The 22021-nt window shown below is 70.1% G+C and carries 18 protein-coding genes and 1 pseudogene; 8 read left to right on the top strand and 11 right to left on the bottom strand.

What is annotated here, in order from left to right; genetic code table 11:
- Positions 1 to 24: 24 nt before the first annotated feature.
- Both cpaB and OHA73_RS27205 read right to left on the bottom strand, forming a co-directional pair.
- Positions 25 to 744: a Flp pilus assembly protein CpaB gene (cpaB, locus tag OHA73_RS27210; RefSeq protein WP_327656363.1), complete on the bottom strand. Its 720-nt coding sequence runs from the start codon at positions 742 to 744 to the stop codon at positions 25 to 27.
- A gap of 26 nt (positions 745 to 770) precedes the next feature.
- Positions 771 to 1712 (bottom strand): hypothetical protein, encoded by a 942-nt coding sequence (locus OHA73_RS27205; protein WP_266713547.1) that lies wholly within the window; start codon positions 1710 to 1712, stop codon positions 771 to 773.
- A gap of 281 nt (positions 1713 to 1993) precedes the next feature.
- On the opposite strand from OHA73_RS27205, the gene OHA73_RS27200 reads away from it, so the two are divergent.
- Positions 1994 to 3013, top strand: a complete 1020-nt coding sequence (locus OHA73_RS27200; RefSeq protein WP_327656362.1) for a chitinase — start codon at positions 1994 to 1996, stop codon at positions 3011 to 3013.
- On the opposite strand, the pseudogene OHA73_RS27195 reads toward OHA73_RS27200, so the two are convergent.
- The 6 genes and pseudogenes from OHA73_RS27195 to OHA73_RS27170 all read right to left on the bottom strand — a co-directional run bounded on the left by OHA73_RS27195 (position 2895) and on the right by OHA73_RS27170 (position 9016).
- Positions 2895 to 4417 (bottom strand): annotated as a pseudogene (locus tag OHA73_RS27195) (Nramp family divalent metal transporter). The gene OHA73_RS27200 and the pseudogene OHA73_RS27195 sit on opposite strands and share 119 nt — an antisense overlap.
- Before the next feature lie 62 nt (positions 4418 to 4479).
- Complete coding sequence (locus OHA73_RS27190; protein ID WP_327656361.1) at positions 4480 to 5037, bottom strand: hypothetical protein; 558 nt, start codon at positions 5035 to 5037, stop codon at positions 4480 to 4482.
- 76 nt (positions 5038 to 5113) lie between these two features.
- Entirely contained in the window at positions 5114 to 6595 is a 1482-nt protein-coding gene (locus OHA73_RS27185; protein ID WP_266713539.1) for a GntP family permease, read from the bottom strand.
- A 151-nt stretch (positions 6596 to 6746) separates the two neighbouring features.
- Complete coding sequence (locus OHA73_RS27180; RefSeq protein WP_266713537.1) at positions 6747 to 7157, bottom strand: RidA family protein; 411 nt, start codon at positions 7155 to 7157, stop codon at positions 6747 to 6749.
- Between the two features lie 54 nt (positions 7158 to 7211).
- On the bottom strand, positions 7212 to 7961 hold the full coding sequence (locus tag OHA73_RS27175) for an IclR family transcriptional regulator (protein WP_266713535.1): 750 nt from the start codon (positions 7959 to 7961) through the stop codon (positions 7212 to 7214).
- Positions 7958 to 9016, bottom strand: coding sequence for a sugar kinase (locus OHA73_RS27170; protein ID WP_327656360.1), 1059 nt, complete (start codon positions 9014 to 9016; stop codon positions 7958 to 7960). Before OHA73_RS27170 ends, OHA73_RS27175 begins: the two co-directional genes overlap by 4 nt.
- A 172-nt stretch (positions 9017 to 9188) precedes the next feature.
- Between OHA73_RS27170 and OHA73_RS27165 the strand changes: the two genes are divergently transcribed.
- On the top strand, positions 9189 to 10460 hold the full coding sequence (locus OHA73_RS27165; RefSeq protein ID WP_327658531.1) for an amino acid deaminase: 1272 nt from the start codon (positions 9189 to 9191) through the stop codon (positions 10458 to 10460).
- Between the two features lie 209 nt (positions 10461 to 10669).
- A complete protein-coding gene (locus tag OHA73_RS27160) occupies positions 10670 to 12268 on the top strand; it encodes an N-acyl-D-amino-acid deacylase family protein (protein WP_327656359.1) in 1599 nt (532 codons plus the stop codon).
- Here the strand turns inward: OHA73_RS27160 and OHA73_RS27155 are convergent, their stop codons facing one another.
- Positions 12269 to 12895 (bottom strand): alpha-ketoglutarate-dependent dioxygenase AlkB, encoded by a 627-nt coding sequence (locus OHA73_RS27155; RefSeq protein WP_443063131.1) that lies wholly within the window; start codon positions 12893 to 12895, stop codon positions 12269 to 12271.
- Between the two features lie 246 nt (positions 12896 to 13141).
- Here OHA73_RS27155 and OHA73_RS27150 point away from each other — a divergent pair, with 246 nt between their 5' ends.
- Together OHA73_RS27150 and OHA73_RS27145 are read left to right on the top strand one after the other, a co-directional pair.
- Positions 13142 to 14353, top strand: coding sequence for a pyridoxal phosphate-dependent aminotransferase (locus OHA73_RS27150; protein WP_266713527.1), 1212 nt, complete (start codon positions 13142 to 13144; stop codon positions 14351 to 14353).
- Between the two features lie 86 nt (positions 14354 to 14439).
- Positions 14440 to 14850, top strand: coding sequence for an SCO4983 family protein (locus OHA73_RS27145; protein WP_266713525.1), 411 nt, complete (start codon positions 14440 to 14442; stop codon positions 14848 to 14850).
- 72 nt (positions 14851 to 14922) lie between these two features.
- Here OHA73_RS27145 and OHA73_RS27140 read toward each other — a convergent pair whose 3' ends face one another.
- Complete coding sequence (locus OHA73_RS27140; protein ID WP_327656357.1) at positions 14923 to 16761, bottom strand: phosphoenolpyruvate carboxykinase (GTP); 1839 nt, start codon at positions 16759 to 16761, stop codon at positions 14923 to 14925.
- Positions 16762 to 16991: 230 nt separating this feature from the next.
- Here OHA73_RS27140 and trhA point away from each other — a divergent pair, with 230 nt between their 5' ends.
- The 3 genes from trhA (at position 16992) to OHA73_RS27125 (ending at position 19964) form a co-directional block, all read left to right on the top strand.
- Complete coding sequence (gene trhA / locus OHA73_RS27135) at positions 16992 to 17675, top strand: PAQR family membrane homeostasis protein TrhA (protein WP_266713521.1); 684 nt, start codon at positions 16992 to 16994, stop codon at positions 17673 to 17675.
- Positions 17676 to 17787: 112 nt separating this feature from the next.
- A complete protein-coding gene (locus tag OHA73_RS27130) occupies positions 17788 to 19341 on the top strand; it encodes a DHA2 family efflux MFS transporter permease subunit (protein WP_327656356.1) in 1554 nt (517 codons plus the stop codon).
- Positions 19342 to 19352: 11 nt separating this feature from the next.
- On the top strand, positions 19353 to 19964 hold the full coding sequence (locus tag OHA73_RS27125; protein ID WP_266713517.1) for a TetR/AcrR family transcriptional regulator: 612 nt from the start codon (positions 19353 to 19355) through the stop codon (positions 19962 to 19964).
- Positions 19965 to 19974: 10 nt separating this feature from the next.
- On the opposite strand, the gene OHA73_RS27120 is transcribed toward OHA73_RS27125, so the two are convergent.
- A complete protein-coding gene (locus OHA73_RS27120) occupies positions 19975 to 22005 on the bottom strand; it encodes a thioredoxin domain-containing protein (protein ID WP_327656355.1) in 2031 nt (676 codons plus the stop codon).
- Positions 22006 to 22021: the final 16 nt, after the last annotated feature.

Genomic DNA, 22021 nt, shown 5'->3' with positions numbered 1-22021 from the left:
GAAATGCCCGGGCGTGAAGTGAAGTCACTTGTCGCCCTCCAAGGTGTACGAGCGGTCCTCCGGGGTGATTTTCTCGGTGTCGCCGGGGGCCACCAGGGCCAGGCGTACGTGGGTCGCGAAGGACTCGGCGTAGGCGACCCGTTGGGCGTCCGCGGGGCCGAGGGCGAAGGTGATCGGGACGGCCTCGCCCTGTCTGCGGGTGGAGTTCTCGCTGTCCGCGGCGCCCTGCTGGTCGATCGGGGTCAGCTTGCCCACGTCGATCACCCCGGCGTTCTCCACGATGACCTTGGACTGGTCGCGCTGCTTGTCGTTCTCGGCCTTGAAGGTGGCGTAGATGTTGACCTTCGAGCCGGGGTTGATCTTCCCGGCGACGCCGGTCTCCGCGTCGATCATGATGGCGATCTCCTGCTGTCCCGCCTCCAGCTTCGGGCGGTCGACGATCATGTCGGACTGGAGCAGGGAGCCCTTCTTGAGCTGCGTGACGGCGATCTTGCCGCGGATGTCGCCGAGGTCGGTGACGGCCGTGTCCGACAGCCACCGCTTCGGCATTTCCACCTTTTCGAACTGGTCCGCCGTGAGCTGCTTGTACGGGGACACGTCCTGTTTCAGCTCGTACGCGTCCACCTCCGGCGCCACCTTCGAGTTCACGTCACGGATCACGGCGAGCACACCGGCGAACGCGCCGATGGCGCACAGGGCCGAGACGACCAGGAGTATGACGCCGCGGCGCTGACGTGAATTCATGGACCGAACAACCTCGTTGGTAGGGGTCAGGAGTGGGTCGGACGTGGGAGTGCTGTTCGGGTCGAGCCCGCCGCAGGCGTGAGTGCCGAGCGCGTCGGCGCGCCCGTGCCCTCGGGTGGCGCCTCGCCCGCCAGCGGCGCGGAGCAGAACCCGCAGCGGTCACCGATGAGTTCGAGGCCGCACCAGTGGCACTGTTCGCGGCGGACCGAGGAGACGAGTTGGTAGAGGACCGAGATGTCGGGGATCGCCGCCGCGAATTCGACGATGCGGCCGGGGCTGGCCTGCTTGCCTGTCGCCCACCATCGCGGTGACTCGGCCGGCAGCCGCGTGCGCGTCACCCCCTGCACCCGCCAGGCGGGCGCGAGGACGCCGGTGAGCCAGTCCGGCGTGCTCTGGCCGACGGCGTAGACCATGCGGGTCCCGAAAGCGGGGCCCGTCGGTGTCTCCGAGCCCGTGAGGCGCAGGAGTTGGGGTTGCGGCGAGGCGACCACCGCGAACTGGGCGTTCGGGGACCAGGACTTCGCGTGCGCCTTCAGGGAGACCGGGACCCGGTCCAGTTTCGCCACCGATCCGACGACCGCGCCCGCGTAGACGTAATGCGCGAGCAGGCGCGCCGACGACGCGAGCACGCCCGGGCTGAAGTCGCAGATCGACAACTGGCGCAATTGCAGCGCCAGTACGGCGAGCCCGAGCGGCGGGAGCGCGGGGCGCAGGATCGCGATCCGGTCGGTTTCCAGCACGGAACGGATCGAATGCAGCCGGTGCACGGTCGCGTCCGGCGCCGATTCCGGGCAGAGCACGATCACGTACCCGTGCTGTTCGATCAGTGTGTGGACGTCGGTCAGGGCGCGGTCGAGCGGATACTTCTGCTGCGGTTCGCCCACGGGCAGCACGGTGGCGGTCGGTGTGTGCCGGTCCGGCGAGGCGAGGACCAGGTCGGGGTCGGTCACGGCTATGGCGGTCGGCACGCGTGAACCCCCCGGTCGTCGCTCTGCGTCCCTCCAGCAGCACCTCGCGGTGCCGCTGCCTGAGCACCATATCCACGCAGCCGCCCCGCAACACCCCACTTCGCACTGTTCACGGGGCGATGGGGGTGAGTCGGGGGCGGGTTGGCGAAGAAGCGCCGGTGACAACCCTTGACAAGTCCAATGGTCTGGACCAGTTTGTACGGCCAGCAGCTGCTTCCTCAACTCCCCTCACTTCTCCCCCACTTCGGTGCCGGGAGACCTCCCCCCACCTGGAGGAAGAAATGGCGCATTCCTATCGCAGACGGTCCCGGCTCGGCGTACTTCTTGGCGCGTTCACGGCGGCGGCGCTCGCCGTGGGCGGTCTCGCCACGACAAGTACGGCAAATGCGGCCAGTACGACCGAAAGCTCCACGGCCGCCGTTCCGGCGCACGCCGTCACCGGCTACTGGCAGAACTTCAACAACGGCGCGACCGTGCAGAAACTCGCCGACGTCCCGGACGCGTACGACATCGTTGCCGTCGCCTTCGCCGACGCCACCACGACGCCCGGCGCCGTCGACTTCACGCTCGACTCGGCGGGCCTCGGCGGCTACACGGACGACGCCTTCAAGGCCGACATCAAGGCCAAGCAGGCGGCCGGGAAGTCCGTGGTCATCTCGATCGGCGGCGAGAAGGGCACCATCCAGGTCAGCGACGCGGCCTCCGCGACCAACTTCGCCGACTCCGTGTACGCGCTCATGCAGGAGTACGGGTTCGACGGGGTCGACATCGACCTGGAGAACGGGCTCAACTCCACCTACATGTCACAGGCGTTGAAGTCGCTGGCCGCCAAGGCGGGCAGCGGGTTCGTGCTCACCATGGCGCCGCAGACCATCGACATGCAGTCGACCTCGGCCGAGTACTTCAAGACGGCGCTCGCGGTCAAGGACATCCTCACCGTCGTCAACATGCAGTACTACAACAGCGGTTCGATGCTGGGCTGCGACGGCAAGGTGTACAGCCAGGGTTCGGTGGACTTCCTGACGGCGCTCGCCTGCATCCAGCTCGAGGGCGGGCTCGACCCCTCGCAGGTCGGCATCGGCACACCGGCCTCGTCGAGCGCGGCGGGCAGCGGCTACGTGGCCCCTTCGGTCGTGAACGACGCCCTCGACTGCCTTACCAAGGGCACCAACTGCGGTTCGTTCAAGCCCTCGAAGACCTACCCGGGCCTGCGCGGCGCGATGACCTGGTCCACCAACTGGGACGCGACCTCCGGCAACGCGTGGTCCTCGACCGTGGGTCCGCACGTCGACGCCATGTGACCCCGGACGGGCAGCGCCACCGCTCCCCCGGCGGCGCTGCCCGCACCCGGGCCCGTACGGGCCCCGTACGGATCAGAAGAACTCCGACCACGGCTGGTCCCAGATCTGCTTCGCGCACAGGACGACGAACAGCAGGCCCGCGATGGTCAGCATGCTGTTGCTCAGCCAGCCGTTGCGCCAACTGGCGGGCGTGCGCGAGGAGTTCAGCAGCCAGACCAGGGTCAGCGCCAGGAACGGCATGAAGGCCGCGCCGAGGACTCCGTAGATGATGACCAGGCGGAACGGCTGGCCCTGGAAGAGCAGGATGATCGGCGGGAACGTCATCCACAGCAGGAAGCCGCGGAACGGCCAGCCCTTCTCGCGGTCGCCGCTCGCCACTTCCTCGCCGGTGACGACGCGGGAGAGCCGGTAGCGCTCGACGAAGTCGGCGAACATCAGGCTCACGCCGTGCCAGACGCCGATCAGCGAGGTGAAGGACGTCGCGAAGAAGCCGATGAGGAACATCTTCGCCGTCGCCACACCGTACTGGGCCTCAAGGATCTTGGAGAGGTCCACCAGGCCCTTGTCGCCCTCGGCGATCGCCGTGTGGGACGCGTGCAGAAGCTCCGCGCCGACGAACAGCATCGCCACGACGAAGATGCCGGTGGTGATGTACGCGACCCGGTTGTCGAGGCGCATCACCTTCATCCAGGAGCTGTTCGTCCAGCCCTTCGCGTTGACCCAATAGCCGTACGCGGCAAGGGTGATGGTGCCGCCGACGCCGCCGATCAGACCGAGTGTGTTGAGGATCGAGTCCTTCTCGTCGGGCAGCACCGGGAGCAGGCCCGCGAAGGCGTCGCCGAGATGCGGGGTGACGCGGATCGCCAGATAGACGGTGACGACGAACATGACGCCGACGAGCACCGTCATGACCTTCTCGAAGACGCTGTACTTGTTCAGCCAGACGAAGACCAGGCCGACCACGCCGGAGAGGATCGCCCACGGCTTGATCGACCAGTCGGCGGGGAACACGTCGGGGAACAGCGCCTGAAGGGGCAGCCCGCTCGACGACATCGCGGCCGCGCCGTACACGAAGCCCCAGATCACCACGTAGATCACGAAGAAGTACGTGGTCCACTTGCCGAGGCTCGACCAGCCGTCGAAGAGGGTGCGGCCCGTCGCCAGGTGCCAGCGGCCCGCCGCCTCCGCGAGGCTGATCTTGACGACGCAGCCGAGGACCGCGGCCCAGAGCAGGGTGTAGCCGAAGTTGCTGCCCGCGATGAGGGTGGCGACGAGGTCGCCCGCCCCGACGCCCGTCGCGGCGACGACGATGCCGGGGCCGATGTATTTCCAGCTGGACTTTCGGGGGTGCGAGTCGGAGGAGGTGGTGACGCCGGTTCCTGGGGTGCCCGTGGTGTCGGCCATGAACACCAAGGGTGCGCAAAGTCACCGCTCTGGCAAGAGGGGCGTCACCACCAACTGCCCGACTAGTCCTCGAAGTACGTGTCCAGGGCCTTGTCCAGCTGGTCCGTCCACTCGGCCAGACGGGTCTTGTCGGGGGCCTCGACGTCGTTCGGGAACCAGCGGCTGTTGGCCATGTGGACGGTCACCGTGAGGCGCTTGCGGACGGTGCCGTACTCGACCGCGCTGATCTCGGACCAGGTGAAGTCGGCCTCCTGGTCGTCGAGCGTGAAACGGACGCCGGTCGCGTCGACGGTGATGGAGCCGCGGCGGTCCTTGGCGTCCATGACGGGGGCGTCGGCGTCGGGCTCCGCGGCGTCCTCTTCGGCATCCGCCGTGTCGTCGGGCTCCGCGGAGTCGTCGGCTTCCGCTTCCGTCTCCGTTTCCGCTTCCGCTTCCGGCTCTTCGGGCTCCTCGGGCCGCGCTTCGGGCTGCGTCGTCGTCACCTCCTCCGGCGTCTGATCGGCATCCGTGACCTCGTCGTCCGGCTGCCGTGCGGGAGCCGTCAGGCCAGGGATGTGCGCCGGGTCGAAGCCGGCACCGGTGACGGGCGTGACCTTCTCGTTCTCCATACGCTGCTCCACGGGCGGAAGTATGGCGGACAAGCCTGTGCCGCACCTCCCCCAGGGGTGGGTGCGGCACAGCTGCACGACGGAAACGCTAGACGAAGAAGCTGATCAACAGGGCCACCACGAACCCGGCGATCGAGAGGACCGACTCCAGGACCGTCCACGAGCGCAGGGTGTCCCGCTCGGAGATCCCGAAGTACTTGGAGACCATCCAGAAGCCGCCGTCGTTGACGTGCGAGGCGAAGATGGAGCCCGCCGAGATCGCCATGATGACGAGGGCCGTGTACGGCTGCGAGTAGTCGCCGGCCTGGAGCAGCGGGCCCACGATGCCGGCCGTGGTGACGATGGCGACCGTCGCCGAACCCTGCGCGACGCGCAGCACCAGCGAGATCAGGTACGCCAGGACCATGATCGGCAGACCGATGCTGCTGAACGTGTCGGACAGCGCCTGCGCGATGCCGCTGGCCTGAAGGACCGCGCCGAAGACGCCGCCGGCGCCGACGACGAGCAGGATGTTGGCGACCGGCTTCAGGGACGCGGTGGACACCGTCTCCAGGGACTTGCGGGACCAGCCGCGGCGCAGGCCGAGCAGGTAGTACGCGGCGAACAGCGCGAGGGTGAGCGCCACGAACGGGCTGCCGAAGAACTCGATGACCGAGCGGGCCGTGGACGGGTCCATGGCGATCGAGGAGAAGGTGGCGGCGAGGATCAGCACCAGCGGGATGGCGATGATCGTGAAGACGATGCCGAGCGGAACCGGGTCCTCGCGGGGCGTGATGCCGTCCTTGCGCTGCTCATCGGCGAGCGCGGCCTTCGCCTCGTCGGCGGCCTCGACCATGTCCTGCGGCACCGGCACGAAGATCTTCTTGCCGATCCAGGCGGCCCAGGCCCACGCGGCGAGCACGGCCGGGATGCCGCAGACGATGCCCATGAGGATGACCCAGCCGAGGTCGACGTGGAGCAGGCCGGCAGCGGCGACGGGCCCCGGGTGCGGGGGCAGGAACGCGTGGGTCATCGACAGGCCTGCGAGCAGCGGCAGGCAGTACAGCAGGATCGACTTGCCGCCGCGCTTGGCGGCCGCGTAGACGATCGGCGCGAGCACGAAGATGCCGACGTCGAAGAAGACCGGGATGCCGAAGATGAGGCCGGTGAGGCCCATCGCGACGGGGGCGCGCTTCTCACCGAAGAGGTGGATCAGGCGGGACGCCAGCACTTCGGCGCCGCCCGAGACTTCGAGGATCGCGCCGAGCATGGTGCCCAGGCCGATGATGATCGCGATATGTCCGAGGGTGCCGCCCATGCCGTCCTCGATGACGGACGTGACGTCGGACTTCTGGACGGTGCCGAAGAGTTCGGTGACGGAGAGGCCGGCCGCGAGGCCGACGGCGATGGACACCGTCAGGAGGGCCACGAAGGGCTGCAGCCTGGCCTTGATGATCAGGAAGAGCAGCAGCACGATGCCGAGGACGGCAACGGTCAGCAGGCCGGCCGTGCCGGGTATCAGGAGGAGCAGACCACCGGTGTGCTCGGGCTGGTCCGCGGCGGCGGACGCGAGGGGGGCGTACGGGGACATCGTTGACCTCGTAAGTACATGGGGGGGCGCGGGGCGTTTTCAGTGTTTCCAGACAGGGGGGATCGCGGAGCGGCGCACCCACAGGGGCGCCGCTCCGTGACGACGTGCGAACGAGCGGGAGCGCGAGCCCGGCAGGCCCGGCTCAGGGGGCTCAGCTCAGGACGGCGAGCGCGTCGATCTCGATGAGCAGGCCCTTGGGCAGACCGACGTAGACGGTCGTACGGGCGGAGGCCGGGGCCTTGAGGCCCTGCTCCTCGAAGTACTCGTTGTAGATGGCGTTCATCTCGGCGAAGTGGTCGACGTCCGTCAGGTAGACGCGCATCATCATGACGTCGTCCCAGCTCGCGCCGCCCTCTTCGAGGATCGCCTTGACGTTGGCGAACGTCTGGAGGGTCTGCTCCTTGAGGGTCGGGCCCGCGGGGGTCGGGGCCTTGCCCTCCTCGGCCGGCAGGAAGCCGACCTGGCCGGCGACCTGAAGGATGTTGCCCTTCTTGACGCCGTGCGAGAACTTCGCCGGCGGGGTCGTGTGGGTGGCGGGCGTGAGCGCGGTCTTCTCAGACATGTGAACTGGTCCTTCTTTGAGGGGTGTTACTTGGGGGGTGTGTTACTTGGGGGCTTACTTCGGAGGGGTCCCGGAGTAGTCCCGGCTGATGGCTTCCGCCGTGCGGCGCACCAGCGGGAGCAGCGTGAGGAGTTCCTCGGCGGTGACGACGACATTCGGCGCGGAGACCGACATGGCGGCGACGACCCGGCCGTCCGCGCCGCGGATGGGGGCGCCGACGCAGTTGATGGACTCCTCGTGGCCACCGAGGTCGGTGGCCCAGCCCTGTTCGCGCACCTTCTCCAACTCCCGCAGGAAAGCCGCGGAGTTGGGGGTGGAACGGGACGTGTACATGGGGTAGTCGAGCTTCTCCGCGACGGCGCGGCGCTCGGACTCGGACAGGTCGGCGAGCAGCAGCTTGGCGACGGCGGCCACGGTGATGGCGACCGGCTTGCCGACGCGCGAGTACATGCGCACCGGGTAGCGGCTCTCGACCTTGTCGATGTAGAGGACCTCGTTCTCCGCGTACACGGCGAGGTGGATGGTGTGCCCGACCTTCTCGTTGAGTTCGACGAGGTGGGGGTGGGCGATCTCGCGGACGTCGAGGTTCTCGACGGCTTCCTGGGCGAGCGCGAAGAGGCGGGCGCCGAGCCGGTAGCGCTGGTCGGACTGGCGGTAGACCAGGCCGTGCTCGTGGAGGGTGCGCAGCAGGCGCATGGCCGTGGACTTGTGCACGTCGAGGCGGTCGGCGACCTGGCCCAGGTCGGCGGGTCCCTCGGCGAGCAGCGGCAGGATGCTGAGCGCGCGGTCGACGGTCTGGCTCATGGCGTACGTACCTCCTCGGCGGCCCCGCTGTCGGCTGCGTCGGCTGCTGCCCAACCGGGGCCGAGGTGCAGTGTCCCCCACTGCGCGGCGTCGAGGCCGACCAGGCGGTCCGCCCGGGCGCGGCTCGGGGGCGCGGCGAGGTCGCCGGGCTCGGTGAGGGCGACGGCGGCCCAGAGGTGGCCGTGCCGAAGGCGTTCGGCGACGGGCAGTTCGCGCAGCGTGGCGGAGAGGAATCCGGCGGCGAAGGCATCGCCCGCGCCGACGGCGGCGACGACGTCGACGCGCGGGGAGGGTTCCTCGTGGCGTCCGTCGGCGTCGTACGCGATCGCGCCGTCGGCGCCCCGCTTGACGACGAGCAGCGCGGGCTCGGGCAGCGCATCGCGGATCGCGTCGGGTCCGCCGGTGATGCCCCAGGCGTCCTCGGCCTCGTCGTCGCCGACGAACACGATGTCGGCGCCGCGCGCGAGCTCCAGGAGTACGTCGGGGCCCTCGGCGGAGCCGGACCACAGGCCGGGCCGGTAGTTGACGTCGAAGGAGACGAGGGGGCGGCCCGCGCGCGGAGCGGTCAGCTCGCGCAGCAGGTCGAGGCAGCCGGCGGACAGCGCGGCCGTGATCCCGGACAGGTGCAGGATCCGGCCGGAGCGCAGCGCGTCGAGGTCCAGGTTGACGGTGGACATCGCGGAGGCGGCGGACCCGGCGCGGTAGTAGGCGACCTCGTGGGCGGCGGTGGCCCGGTCGCCCGCGGTGCGGAAGTAGATGCCGGTGGGCCGGTGCAGATCGCGGCGTACGGCGGAGGTGTCGACGCCGTACGCGCCGATGGCCTCCACGAGGTGGTCGCCGAACCCGTCGGCGCCGACCCGGCTGACCCACACGGCCCGGTGCCCGGCGGCGGCGAGCACGCACGCCACGTTGGACTCGGCGCCGCCGATCCCGCGATCGAACGAGGGCACGTCGGCGAGCCGCCCCGGCACGGTGGGCCGGAACGTGACCATGGACTCGCCGAGCGCGACTACATCGTTGGCGCTGGTCGGTACTGCGGGTCCGGTGGCGGTCACGGTGGGTCGCACTCCTCGCGGCAGGGGACTTCGGGCTTCGTTGACCCGACGTTGGCTCGGATGTTAGACAGCATGAAGCGACATACGCAATGACCGTTGCAAATAGTGCAACGGGCTGCCTGGAGGAGGCGCCGTGACCGCCCAGAACGCCGACAATGCCGTCGAGCGCCGTATCGCTCGTCTTGAGGAGCTGGCGACGGAGCGGGTGGACTTCCGCTTCAAGGGACTGCCTCCCGAGGCCGACGGCGCGACGATCGGCGAGCTGGCAGCCCGCCGCCTGAACCTCTTCACGGACGGCTTCACCACGCCCGTCCTCGCCCTCTCCGCCGAGCGCCTCGAGCACAACCTCGCGCTCATGGAGACCTACTCCGCCCGCCACGGCCTCGCCTTCGCCCCGCACGGCAAGACGTCGATGGCCCCGCAGCTCTTCCACCGGCAGCTCGAGCACGGCGCGTGGGGCATCACCCTCGCCGTGCCCCACCAGGTGCGTGTGGCGCGGGAGTTCGGCATCGACCGCATCTTCCTGGCGAACGAGCTGGTCGACGCGGCAGCGCTGCGCTGGCTCTCGAAGGAGCTGGACGCGAACCCGTCCTTCCGCTTCATCTGCTACGTCGACTCCGTGCGCGGCGTGGAACTGATGCAGGCGGCGCTGGCGGAGGCCGGAGCGGGCCGACCGGTCGACGTGGTCGTGGAGCTGGGCGCGGGCGACGGCGCGCGCACCGGAGCCCGCACCGAGGCGGACTGCGCGGCGATCGCGGACGCGGTGGCCGACGCTTCGGCCCTTCGCCTGGTCGGAGTCGCGGGCTACGAGGGCGAGGTGCCGGACGCCGACGGCGAGCGGGTGCGCGCCTGGCTGCGCCGACTCGTCGCGCTCGCGGCGGAGTTCGACAAGGCGGAGCGCTTCGCGGGCCTCGACGAGATCGTGGTGAGCGCGGGCGGCTCGGCATGGTTCGACGCGGTGGCGGACGTCTTCGCGGAAATCCCCGAACTGACCGTCCCCGTCCTCAAGTTGCTCCGCTCCGGCGCGTACGTCTCGCACGACGACGGCCACTACCGGCACCTGACCCCGTTCAACCGGGTCCCGGAGGAGGGTGCGCTGGAGCCGGCGTTCCGGCTGTGGGCGCAGTTCGTCTCCCGCCCCAACGACGGCCAGGCGTTCACCAACGCCGGCAAGCGGGACGCCGCGTACGACATCGACCTGCCCGAGGCGCAGGTCGTCCGGGACGCGCGGACGGGCGAGGTGCGTGAGGCCGCGGGCGTCGCGGTGACGGGCCTCTCCGACCAGCACGGCTGGGTGCGTACGGAGCCGGGGGCGGACGTGGAGGTGGGCGACTGGCTCGGCATGGGCCTCTCGCACCCGTGCACGTCGTTCGACAAGTGGCAGCTGATTCCCCTGGTGGAGTCCGACGGCACGGTCGTCGACTACATCCGCACGTACTTCTAGGCAGCCGATACGGCCCACCCGGCCGCCGCCCACGCCTCGGGGCTCCACCCCGTATTTCCAGCCCGTCCGGCGTTTGAGGACAAACGGGGTCCGGGGCGGAGCCCCGGTTTCGGGAAGGGGCGGGGAGGGGAATTCCGCCCGCCGCAGGCGCCCACCCACCCGCACCGACCACCCCGCACCGCACCACCCGCCCCAGAGAGGCACCCCCCATGGACCTGGTCATCCGCGACGCCCGCGTCATCGACGGCAGCGGCAGCGCCTCGTACCGAGCCGACGTGACCGTCAACGACGGCCGGATCTCCGAGATCACCCCGGAGGGGGCAGGCCCCCGCCCCACCGCCACCCGCACGGTCGAGGCCGACGGCCTCGCCCTCTCCCCCGGCTTCATCGACATGCACGCCCACAGCGACCTCGCCGTGCTCCGCGACCCGGACCACAGCGCGAAGGCCGCCCAGGGCGTCACCCTCGAAGTCCTCGGCCAGGACGGCCTGTCCTACGCCCCCGTCGACGACCGCACCCTCGCCCAGGTCCGCCAGGCGATCACCGGCTGGAACGGCGACGGCTCGGACATCGACTTCGACTGGCGCACGGTCGGCGAGTACCTGGACCGCATCGACCGCCAGGGCATCGCGGTGAACGCCGCGTACCTCATCCCGCAGGGCACGGTCCGCATGTACGCGGTCGGCTGGGACGACAGGGACGCGACCCCGGCCGAACTCGACCACATGAAGCGGCTCGTCGCCGAGGGCATGGAGCAGGGCGCCGTAGGAATGTCCTCCGGACTGACCTACACCCCCGGCATGTACGCGAAGGACGCCGAACTCACCGAACTGTGCCGGGTGGTGGCCTCGTACGACGGCTACTACTGCCCGCACCACCGCAGTTACGGCGCCGGCGCGCTCGACGCGTACCAGGAGATGGTGGAGCTGACCCGCACCGCGGGCTGCTCCCTGCACCTCGCGCACGCCACCATGAACTTCGGCGTGAACAAGGGCAAGGGAGTCGACCTCCTGGCCCTTCTCGACGAGGCCATCGCGGACGGCGCCGACATCAGCCTGGACACGTACCCGTACACCCCGGGCGCCACAACTCTCGTGGCGATGCTGCCGAGTTGGGCCAACGAGGGCGGCCCCGACGCGACCCTCGCCCGCCTCAAGGACGACGAGACGGCCGAGCGCATCCGGCACCACGTCGAGGTGATCGGCGCGGACGGCTGCCACGGCGTGCCGATCGAGTGGGACAAGATCGAGATCTCGGGCGTCTCCGACCCGGGCCTGGCCTCGTGCGTCGGCAAGACCGTCGCGCAGGCCGCCGCCGAGCGCGGCGAGGCCCCGTGGGTCACCGCCCGCCGCCTGCTGATCAACGACAACCTCGGCTCGTCGATCCTCCAGCACGTCGGTCACGAGGACAACGTCCGGGCGATCATGCAGCACTCCGTGCACACGGGCGGCAGCGACGGCATCCTCCAGGGCTACAAGCCGCACCCGCGCGCGTACGGCACGTTCCCGCACTACCTGGGCCACTACGCCCGCGACCTCGGCGTCATGTCCCTGGAGGAGACGGTCGCACACCTCACCTCGCGCCCGGCCGCCCGCCTGCGTCTGCCGGACCGCGGCCTGGTCCGCGAGGGCTACCGCGCCGACCTGGTCCTGTTCGACCCGGAGACGGTCGCGGCGGGCTCCACCTTCGATGCGCCGCGCACGCTGCCGGTCGGTATCCCGCACGTCCTCGTCGACGGGCAGTTCGTGATCGAGGAGGGCAAGCGCACGGACGTCCTCGCGGGCCGCTCCGTGCGCCGGACCCTCTGATCAACGCACCCCGTGCGGCCGGAACTGAACACTGATCCGGCCGCCGGCCGCGCGGGCGGACTTGGGGATCGCGTGCTCCCAGGTCCGCTGGCACGAGCCGCCCATGACGATGAGATCGCCGTGCCCGAGCGGGCGGCGCACGACGGGCCCGCCGCCGACCGGCCGTAGCACCAGATCCCGCGGCGTCCCGACCGACACGATGGCGACCATCGTGTCCTCGCGGGCCCCACGCCCGATCCGGTCCCCGTGCCAGGCGACGCTGTCCCGACCGTCGCGGTAATAGCAGAGTCCCGCCGTGGTGAACGGCTCCCCCAACTCCTCGGCGTAGTAAGCGGACAACGCGTCGCGCGCCTCGTCGAGCACGGGGTCCGGGAGCCGCTCCCCCGCCCCGTAGAACTTCAGCAGCCGCGGCACGTCGACCATCCGCTCGTACATCTGCCGCCGCTCGGCCTTCCAGGGCACGTCCCGGGCGAGCCGCTCGTACACCTCGTCGGCCCCGCGCAACCACCCCGGCAGTACGTCGATCCACGCCCCGTCCCCGAGCACGGTGCGGCGCATCCCGTCGAGCCCGCCGAGCGAGATGTCGTCGGCGCCCTCGGCCTGATCGAAGAGCGATCCCTGAAGCATGCCGACCAAGGTAGCGCAGGATTAGAACATTCGCTCGATTAACACGCCCGCCGGCCGCCCCGGCACGTGGCCCATCTCACCCACCCCGCCGACCCGCCGCATCAAAGCCGCACCCACCCCGGAACCCGCCGTTCCGGAGGTATCCGGCACCGCGTGCCACCGCATCCGAAAGCGGTGCCGCCCGCGGCGCCCCACCGGCCGACAAACGGTGCGCGGCATCGCGAAACACGGCCGTAAAGTTTGGGGATGCAGCTCATCCAGTCGACCAAGCTCTCCAACGTCTGCTACGAGATCCGGGGCCCGGTTCTCGAGGAAGCGATGCGGCTGGAGGCGGCAGGGCACCGCATCCTGAAGCTCAACACCGGCAACCCTGCGGCGTTCGGCTTCGAGTGCCCGCCGGAGATCCTCGAGGACATGCTCCGCAACCTCGGGGACGCGCACGGCTACGGCGACGCCAAGGGCCTGCTCGCCGCCCGCCGCGCCGTGATGATGCACTACCAGACCCTCGGCGTGGAGACCGACGTCGAGCACGTCTTCATCGGCAACGGCGTCTCCGAGCTGATCGTGATGGCGATGCAGGGACTGCTCGACGACGGCGACGAGGTGCTCGTCCCCGCCCCCGACTATCCGCTGTGGACCGCCGCCGTCTCGCTCTCCGGCGGCACCGCCGTGCACTACCGCTGCGACGAGCAGGCGGACTGGATGCCGGACCTCGCCGACATCGAGCGCAAGGTGACCGACCGCACCAAGGCGATCGTCATCATCAACCCCAACAACCCCACCGGCGCCGTCTACAGCGACGAGATGCTGCGCGGCATCACCGACATCGCCCGCCGCCACAACCTCCTCGTCTGCTCCGACGAGATCTACGACAAGATCCTCTACGACGACGCCACGCACACCCCGACCGCCGCGATCGCGCCGGACCTGATGACGCTCACCTTCAACGGCATGTCGAAGGCGTACCGCGTGGCCGGCTACCGCGTCGGCTGGATGGCGATCTCGGGACCGCGCGCGCACGCGGAGTCGTACATCGAGGGCCTGACGATCCTGGCGAACATGCGCCTGTGCGCGAACATGCCGGGCCAGCACGGCGTCGTCGCGGCACTCAGCGGACGCCAGACGGTCAACGATCTGGTGCTGCCCGGCGGGCGGCTGAAGGAGCAGCGGGACGTCGCGTACGAGCTGCTCACGCAGATCCCGGGCGTGACCTGCGTAAAGCCGAAGGGCGCCCTGTACCTCTTCCCGCGCCTCGACCCCAAGGTCTTCAAGGTCAAGGACGACCGGCAGATGGTGCTCGACCTGCTGCGGGCCGAGAAGATCATGGTGGTGCACGGCACCGGCTTCAACTGGCCGGAGCCCGACCACTTCCGCGTCGTCACGCTGCCCGACACCCGGCAGCTGACGGAGGCTGTGACCCGGATCGGGAACTTCCTGGACGGCTACAGCCAGCCGTGACACTCCTACTTTGGACAGGTTCTACTTTAGACAGAATCTAAGGTACGATGGAGGTCAAGCTGACACGCATGCCCTGGAGGCCTCCCATGTACGAGCCGATCCGCACCAAGTCGGTCCACTCGACCGGGGTCGACAGCGGCGAATTCCCGCACCGCTCCCGCGAGGAGGAGCTGGACATCCAGCTCGCCGGCCACCTGAGCGCGCTGCTCGCCATCACCGACGAGCTGCGCGCACTGGGCCCGGCGGCCGACCTGGACGAGGCGGCCGAGGCGCTGACCGCACAGGTCGCCCGCCTCCGCGGCGGCCACGCGCCGCTCCGCTCGGCCGTGGCGACCGCGGTGCACGAGCCGCACGTCGCCGCGCTGCACCAGCGGGCGCACGCCCTCGCGGGCCGCGCCCTGGTGGTCGCGGCGTCCCGCGCGGACACGGCGGCCGCGATCCTGGCCGCGCAGCGCATGGAGGCGCACGCGACCGCGGGGGACCTCGTCGCTGTGTGACCTACGGAGAACGAAGAAGACGAAGAAGGGGCGCGGCCTGAAGGCCGCGCCCCTTCTTTCGTTCATTCAGCCCTAGCCGAGCCGGTCCACCAGCTTGCGGTACTCGTCCCACAGCTCCGTCGGCGTGTGGTCGCCGAACGTGTTGAGGTGCCCGGGCACGAGCGACGCCTCGTCGCGCCACGCTTCCTTGTCCACCGTCAGCAGGAAGTCCAGGTCGGCGTCGGCCAGGCCGAGGCCCTTCGTGTCCAGGGACTCCTTGGTCGGCAGGATGCCGATCGGCGTCTCGACGCCCTCGGCGCGGCCGTCGAGGCGGCCCACGATCCACTTCAGGACGCGCGCGTTCTCACCGAAACCGGGCCACACGAACTTGCCGTCCGCGTTCTTCCGGAACCAGTTGACGTAGTAGATCTTCGGCAGCTTGGCGGCATCCTTGTCGGCGCCGACCTTCACCCAGTGCGCCATGTAGTCGCCCATGTTGTAGCCGCAGAACGGCAGCATGGCGAAGGGGTCGCGGCGCAGCTCGCCGACCTTGCCCTCGGCGGCGGCGGTCTTCTCGGAGGCCACGTTCGCACCGAGGAAGACGCCGTGGTTCCAGTCGAAGGACTCGGTGACCAGCGGCACGGCCGAGGCGCGGCGGCCACCGAAGAGGATCGCCGAGATCGGCACGCCCTTCGGGTCCTCCCACTCGGGCGCGATGATCGGGCACTGGGAGGCGGGGGTGGTGAAGCGCGCGTTCGGGTGCGCGGCCGGGACGCCGGACTCGGGCGTCCAGCTGTTGCCCTTCCAGTCCGTGAGGTGCGCCGGAGTCTCCTCCGTCATGCCCTCCCACCACACGTCGTTGTCATCCGTCAGCGCGACGTTCGTGAAGACCGAGTTGCCCCAGAGGGTCTTCATGGCGTTGGCGTTGGTGTGCTCGCCGGTGCCGGGCGCGACGCCGAAGAAGCCGGCCTCGGGGTTGATCGCGTAGAGCCGGCCGTCCTCGCCGAACCGCATCCAGGCGATGTCGTCACCGATCGTCTCGACGGTCCAGCCGGAGATCGTGGGCTCCAGCATCGCGAGGTTGGTCTTGCCGCACGCGCTCGGGAAGGCGGCGGCGACGTACTTCGACTCACCCTGCGGGGGCGTCAGTTTGAGGATCAGCATGTGCTCGGCGAGCCAGCCCTCGTCGCGCGCCATGACGGACGCGATGCGCAGGGCGTAGCACTTCTTGCCGAGCAGGGCGTTGCCCCCGTAGCCGGAGCCGTACGACCAGATCTCGCGGTCCTCGGGGAAGTGCGAGATGTACTTCGTGGAGTTGCACGGCCACGGCACGTCCGCCTCGTCGGGACCCAGCGGGGCGCCCAGCGTGTGCACGGCCTTCACGAAGAAGCCGTCCTCGCCCAACTCTTCGAGGACCGGCTGGCCCATCCGGGTCATCGTGCGCATGGAGACGGCCACGTAGGCCGAATCGGTGATCTCGACGCCGATCGCGGAGAGCGGCGAACCGAGCGGCCCCATGCAGAACGGGACGACGTACATGGTCCGTCCGCGCATCGAGCCACGGAAGATCCCCCCGTTCCCCTCGTTGCCCCGGAAGATCTCCCGCATCTCCGCGGGGGCCTTCCAGTGGTTCGTGGGGCCCGCGTCCTCCTCCTTCTCGGAGCAGATGAACGTACGGTCCTCGACGCGCGCGACATCGGACGGGTCGGAGGCGGCGTAGTACGAGTTGGGGCGCTTGATGGGGTCGAGCTTCTTGAACGTCCCCTTCGCGACGAGCTCCTCGGCGAGGCGCTCGTACTCGGCCTCGGAGCCGTCACACCAGACCACACTGTCCGGCTGCGTCAGTTCGGCGATCTCGTTGACCCACGAGATCAGTTCCTGGTGGTTCGTCGGGAGGGTGTCCAGGGAGGGAGCCGCGATGTCGCGCGCCACGATCGCTCCTAAATGAGGGGTTCTGAGGTTGATTGCCCCGTGGGGGCTGCGACCCGGACGCTGCGCCTCCCAATCCACTGGAGCTCAGTGGGCGCTCATCCGGTGCCGACCGCACTCATTTGATCATCCGGCCGAAACGCCCATATGTCCAGGGGGCCTCACAGGTGAGCGAAGTGAGCATCACCACTCAACGGGTCCGTTACCTACGGTCGCGTAGGTACCATGCGGGGATGAGTGTCGCCACCGACGAGCCCGAAGTCCCCGCCGCCCAGCCCTCCGTGCTGAAGCCGAGACTGCGCGGCTGGCTGCACGCGGGCATGTTCCCCGCCGTGCTGATCTCGGGCATCTTCCTCACGGCACTCGCGGACTCCACGCGCGGCCGGATCGCGTGCGCCATCTTCGTACTGAGCGCCTGCCTGCTGTTCGGGGTGAGCGCGCTCTACCACCGGGGGAACTGGGGGCCGCGCGCGGACGGGGTGCTGCGCAGGCTCGACCACGCGAACATCTTCCTGATCATCGCCGGTACGTACACGCCGCTGACGATGCTGCTGCTGCCGGGCGCCAAGGGCGACGCGCTGCTGTGGGGCATCTGGGTGGCAGCCGCGGCCGGCATCGCCTTCCGCGTGTTCTGGGTCGGCGCCCCGCGCTGGCTGTACACGCCGTGCTACATCGCGATGGGCTGGGCCGCGGTCTTCTTCCTGCCGGACTTCATGCGCACGGGCGGCATCGCGGTGCTCGTCCTGGTGATCGTCGGCGGGCTGCTCTACAGCGCGGGCGGCGTCATCTACGGCATCAAGCGCCCGAACCCGTCCCCGCGCTGGTTCGGCTTCCACGAGGTCTTCCACTCGCTGACGCTCGCGGCGTTCATCGTGCACTACGTCGGCATCTCACTGGTGGCGTACCAGCACGGCTGACCCCCACCCCTCCCCTTCTTCATGGCCGCGGCTCACCAGCCGCGGCCATTTTGCGTTTCCGAGGGCGGCTCTTTATTGACAGACACTATGAAGTGACAGTTTCTCTCATTTCATGGTTACTGTCACTCAGCAGGTGGAGCCGCGCCCGGATCCCCGGCGCTGGTGGGCCCTCGGGGCCCTGGTCGCGAGCATGCTCGTGCTCGGTTTCGACATGACGATCCTCAACGTCGCGCTCCCGACGATTGCCGGAGAACTCGGCGCCACCACGGGCCAGCAGCAGTGGATGGCCGACGCGTACATCGTGGTGTTCGCCGCCTTGATGCTCCCGGCGGGACTGCTCGGCGACCGGTTCGGGCGGCGCCGGATGCTGATCGGCGGCCTCGGCGTCTTCCTCGCCGCGTCCGTCGTGGGCGCGCTCGCCGGCGACGTGGGCTGGGTGATCGCGGCCCGCGCGCTGATGGGCGTCGGCGGCGCCTTCGTGATGCCGCTCGCCATGTCGGTCATCCCCTCGCTGTTCGCGCGGGACGAGCAGACGAAGGCGATCGGGGCCATCTCGGCGGCCTCCGCGCTCGGGATGCCGCTCGGCCCGATCATCGGCGGCTGGCTGCTCGACCACTTCTGGTGGGGCTCGGTGTTCGTGCTGAACGTGCCGATGGTCGCGATCGGCATCACCGCCTGCCTGTTCCTGCTCCCCGAGAGCCGGGACCCGGCCGCCCCCAAGGTCGACCTCGTCTCCACCGTGCTCACCGCGCTCGGCCTCGGCACTCTCATCTACGCGATCATCGAGGGCCCCGAGAAGGGCTGGTCGAGCCCCGTCGTGCTCGGCGGATTCCTCGCGTCCGTCGTCCTGATCGGCGCGCTGGTGCTGCGCGAGCGACGCAGCGCGCGGCCCATGCTCGACCTCTCGCTCCTGTCCCACCGGGGCTTCCTCACCAACACCCTGGCGGCGACGCTCGGCATGTTCATCATGGCCGGGATGCTGTTCCTGCTGCCGCAGTACCTCCAGGCGGTGCTCGGCATCGACTCGCTCGGCACCGGACTGCGCATCGTGCCGATGATGGGCGGAATGCTCGTCGCGGCGAGGCTCGCGCAGCCCCTGGTCGCGAAGTTCGGGGCGCGGGCGGTGATCTGCGTGGCCCTGGTGGTCCTCGCCTTCGCCGCGTTCCTCGGGGCGCGCACCACCGTCGACTCCGGGTACGGCTTCACGGCGCTGTGGCTGTCGATCGCCGGGATCGGCATCGCCTTCGCCATGATCCCCGCGATGGGCGGCGCCATGGGCGCGCTCGCCAAGGACCAGGCGGGCCGCGGCTCGGGCCTCCTGTCCACGGTCCGGCAGACAGGATCCGCGCTCGGCGTGGCCCTGCTCGGCGCCCTCGTCTCCGGCGCCTACGCGGGCCGGCTCGCCACGGCGGGGCTGCCCGACGCGGCGGCGGACGTGGCGCGCGACTCGGTGATCGGCGCGCACGTGGTCGCCGGGAAGCTCGGCGACCGGGCGCTCGCCGCCTCGGCGGACGGCGCGTTCGTCCACGGCATGAACCTGGCGCTGGTCGTCATCGGCATCGTCGCCCTCGCCGCCGCGCTGCTGACGGCGGTGCTGATGCCCGGCCCCGAGAAGACCGGCCCCGCCGCCGACCCGGAGGTCGCCCCGGTCGGCGCCGATGCCTGAGAATGAGCGACATGGCCGCGTCAGCACAGCAGCCCGCGGAGCCCAAGGTCGGGCTCCGCGAGCGCAAGAAGATCAAGACCAGGACGGCGATCCGTGAGGCGACGTACCGCCTGATCGAGGAGCAGGGGTACGACGCGACGACGGTCGAGCAGATCGCCGAGGCCGCCGAGGTGTCGCCGTCCACGGTCTTCCGCTACTTCCCGACCAAGGAGGACATCGTCCTCACGGACGAGTTCGACCCGATCCTGGAGCGGGAGCTGCTCAAGCGGCCCATGGACGAGTCGATCGCCGAGTCCGTGCGGCACGTCGTCGACCACAGCCTGGAACTCGCGTTCGCGGACGAACGGCCGGAGATCATCCGGCTGCGGATGCGGCTCCAGGTCGAGACGCCCGCGGTGCGCTCCCGGATGATGGAGTCGATGTCCGTCACCGGGCAGCTGATGTGCCGGGTCATCGCCGGGCGCACCGGCCGGGACGCCGCCGACCTCGAGGTCCGCGTCTACGCCATGGCCCTGGTCGGCGCCCTGATGCAGGCCACGATGTACTGGGCCGAGCACGACCACGAGGACGACCTGCGCGAGCTCGTGCTGCGCGCCCTCGACACGGTGCAGCACGGGCTCTGAGGGATATCGGCTACGCCTGCGACTCCCCCAGCATCCGCTGCAACTGCTCGACCTCCGTCACCGGCGCGTCACACACGAAGTGACGGCACACATACGCCGCCTCGCCCCCGTCGACGAGCGGCCGGTCGGCGAGCAGCGGAAGCTCGTCGCTCCCTTCGGGACCCGCGGCGACGACGGCGCCGGGAGCGGTTCCGGTGAGCGCCGCGTGGTGCAGCCGCCCGCCGACCTCCCCCACGACCGCGATCTCGCGCGGCCCGTCGAGCAGCGCCTCCGCGACCGCGAGCCCGTTCCCGATGAACCGCGGCGCCCGCGGGGCGAGCGCCTTGACGACGCCGAGGGCCCGCTCGGCGGCGGTGCGGTGCGGCTCGGAGCCGGTGTGTGCGGCGTACGAGAGGAGGGCGCCGGCCGCGGCGGTCCAGCCCGAGGGCACGGCGTTGTCGGTCGGGTCCTGGGGCCGGCGGATGAGCTTCTCCGCGTCGACGGCCGTGTCGTACAGCGCGCCGCTCTCCGGGTCGGTGAACCGGTCGAGGACGTGGTCGAGCAGGAACCCGGCGAACTCCAGCCACACACCCTCGCCGGTCACGGACGCGAGCGCGAGGAAGCCCTCGGCGACGTCGGCGTAGTCCTCAAGAACGCCCGCGTTGCCGCCGACGTGCCCGTCCTTGCTGGTCCGGGCGAGCCGGGCCAGCGGGTCCATGTGCAGGCGTACGAGCAGATCACCGGCGCACACGGCGGCGTCCACCAGATCCTGCCGGCCGAAGTACGCGCCGGTCTCGGCGAGCGCGGCGATCGCGAGCCCGTTCCACGCGGCGACGACCTTGTCGTCCCGGCCGGGGGCGGGCCGCCTGGACCGGGCCTCGCGGAGCCGCTCCCGGATCCGCTCGATCTGCCCGGCGTCGAACACCCCGTCCTCCTGCGGGAGCTGGAGCACGGAGGCCCCCTCCTCGAAGGTGCCCTCGTCCGTGACGCCGAAGCGGCGGGCGGCGACCTCCGCGTCGGCCTCGCCGAGCACCTCGGTGAGCTGCTGAGGCGTCCACACGTAGTACGCGCCCTCGATGTGCTTCCCGCTCGCCGGGTCCTCACTGTCGGCGTCGAGCGCGGACGCGAACCCGCCCTCGTTCGTCCGCAGCTCACGCACCATGAAGTCGGCGGTCTCCAGGGCGACGCGCTTGGCCAGTTCACTGCCCGTCGAGCGCCACAGATGCGCGTACGCCCGACACAGCAACGCGTTGTCGTACAACATCTTCTCGAAGTGCGGCACCGTGAACTCCCGGTCCACGGAGTACCGCGCGAACCCGCCGCCGAGCTGGTCGTAGATCCCGCCGCGCGCCATCCGCTCGCAGGTGTCCACGGCCATCTGCAGCGCGCCCTCCGCGCCGGTGCGCGCGTGGTGGCGCAGCAGGAACTCGATCACCATGGACGGCGGGAACTTGGGCGCGCCGCCGAAGCCGCCGTACGTCGCGTCGTACTCGCGCGTGAGCCCGAGCAGCGCCTGCGCCAGCTCGTTCTCGCCCGGCAACTCCGTGTTCCCGTACGGCATTTCCCGTGCCGCCAGATCGGCGGTGATCTTTCCGGCGACCTCGGTGACCTCGCCGTGCCGCTCGGTCCACGCGTCCCGCACGCCGTGCAGGACCTGGGTGAACGAGGGCATGCCGTGGCGCGGCTCGGGCGGGAAGTACGTGCCGAAGTAGAACGGCTCGGCGTCCGGCGTGAGAAACACGGTCATGGGCCAGCCGCCCTGCCCGGTGGCGGCCTGCACGGCCTCCATGTAGACGGCGTCGACGTCGGGGCGCTCTTCGCGGTCGACCTTGATGTTGACGAAGTTCTCGTTCAGGACGGCGGCGGTGGCCCCGTCCTCGAACGACTCGTGAGCCATTACATGGCACCAGTGGCAGCTCGAATACCCGACGCTGAGCAGCACCGGCACCCCGCGCCGCTGCGCCTCCGCGAAGGCCTCGGCCGACCAGGGCCACCAGTCCACCGGGTTGTCGGCGTGCTGGAGGAGGTAGGGGGACGTCTCATGGGCCAGTCGGTTCGGCATGCCTCCCATCCTCGCT

It is taken from the genome of Streptomyces sp. NBC_00483 (assembly GCF_036013745.1).
In the GTDB taxonomy this organism is placed as follows: domain Bacteria; phylum Actinomycetota; class Actinomycetes; order Streptomycetales; family Streptomycetaceae; genus Streptomyces.
The sequence above is the reverse complement of the archived record's forward strand: the minus strand, read 5'-3'. Positions and strand labels throughout refer to the sequence as shown.

Bases quoted from the DNA above. Each gene is read 5' to 3' on its own strand.
- OHA73_RS27180 (WP_266713537.1), bottom strand. From the start codon at position 7,157: ATGTCTGAGAAGACCGCGCTCACGCCCGCCACCCACACGACCCCGCCG.
- OHA73_RS27160 (WP_327656359.1), top strand. From the start codon at position 10,670: ATGGACCTGGTCATCCGCGACGCCCGCGTCATCGACGGCAGCGGCAGC.
- OHA73_RS27150 (WP_266713527.1), top strand. From the start codon at position 13,142: ATGCAGCTCATCCAGTCGACCAAGCTCTCCAACGTCTGCTACGAGATC.
- OHA73_RS27185 (WP_266713539.1), bottom strand. From the start codon at position 6,595: ATGTCCCCGTACGCCCCCCTCGCGTCCGCCGCCGCGGACCAGCCCGAG.
- OHA73_RS27145 (WP_266713525.1), top strand. From the start codon at position 14,440: ATGTACGAGCCGATCCGCACCAAGTCGGTCCACTCGACCGGGGTCGAC.
- OHA73_RS27125 (WP_266713517.1), top strand. From the start codon at position 19,353: ATGGCCGCGTCAGCACAGCAGCCCGCGGAGCCCAAGGTCGGGCTCCGC.
- OHA73_RS27200 (WP_327656362.1), top strand. From the start codon at position 1,994: ATGGCGCATTCCTATCGCAGACGGTCCCGGCTCGGCGTACTTCTTGGC.
- cpaB (WP_327656363.1), bottom strand. From the start codon at position 744: ATGAATTCACGTCAGCGCCGCGGCGTCATACTCCTGGTCGTCTCGGCC.
- trhA (WP_266713521.1), top strand. From the start codon at position 16,992: ATGAGTGTCGCCACCGACGAGCCCGAAGTCCCCGCCGCCCAGCCCTCC.
- OHA73_RS27130 (WP_327656356.1), top strand. From the start codon at position 17,788: ATGGTTACTGTCACTCAGCAGGTGGAGCCGCGCCCGGATCCCCGGCGC.
- OHA73_RS27120 (WP_327656355.1), bottom strand. From the start codon at position 22,005: ATGCCGAACCGACTGGCCCATGAGACGTCCCCCTACCTCCTCCAGCAC.
- OHA73_RS27175 (WP_266713535.1), bottom strand. From the start codon at position 7,961: ATGAGCCAGACCGTCGACCGCGCGCTCAGCATCCTGCCGCTGCTCGCC.
- OHA73_RS27155 (WP_443063131.1), bottom strand. From the start codon at position 12,895: ATGCTTCAGGGATCGCTCTTCGATCAGGCCGAGGGCGCCGACGACATC.